At 76.9% G+C, this 567-nt stretch carries 1 pseudogene; it reads left to right on the top strand.

The features are described from left to right. A pseudogene (locus tag D8M35_RS16755) lies at positions 1-567 on the top strand (DNA polymerase Y family protein); the annotation flags it as partial.

Genomic DNA, 567 nt, shown 5'->3' with positions numbered 1-567 from the left:
TGTCGCCGGGGCCTTCCTGCACCGGCTGGCGGGCGGCCGCGACCCGCGCGAGGTCGCCGCGCGGACGGTCCCGCCGGAGCTCCGGGTCGAGGCGTCCTTCGAACCACCGCTCGACCGCGCCGACCAGGTGGCGTTCGCCTTCCGTCGATCGGCCGACGACTTCGCCGCACGGCTGCGCGCGGCGGGACTCGTCGCGACCACGATCCGGGTGGGCATCGTCGACGAACGCGACCTGCTGCTCGAACGGACCTGGGTGCACCCGCGCTGGTTCGACGCCGCCGACGTGGTCGACCGCGTGCGGTGGCAGCTCGCCGGCGGCGTGGACCCCTCCGGGCTCGAGGCACCCGTGGTCCAGGTGGTGCTCGAGCCGGTCGCGGTCGACGACGCGTCGAACCACGAGCGTGGGCTCTGGGGGACCGGGCCCGACGAGCGGGTGCACCACGCCCTCGCCCGGGTGCAGGGGCTCGTGGGGCACGAGGGCGTGGCCACCCCGCGGATCGGCGGGGGCCGCACGCTGGCCGAGCGGGTCGTGCTCGTGCCCTGGGGTGACGCCCCGGTGGGTGGCGA

It is taken from the genome of Curtobacterium sp. HSID17257 (assembly GCF_003989515.1).
Lineage (GTDB): Bacteria > Actinomycetota > Actinomycetes > Actinomycetales > Microbacteriaceae > Curtobacterium.
Note: the sequence above shows the minus strand (reverse complement) of the source record. Positions and strands in the feature narration are given on the sequence as shown.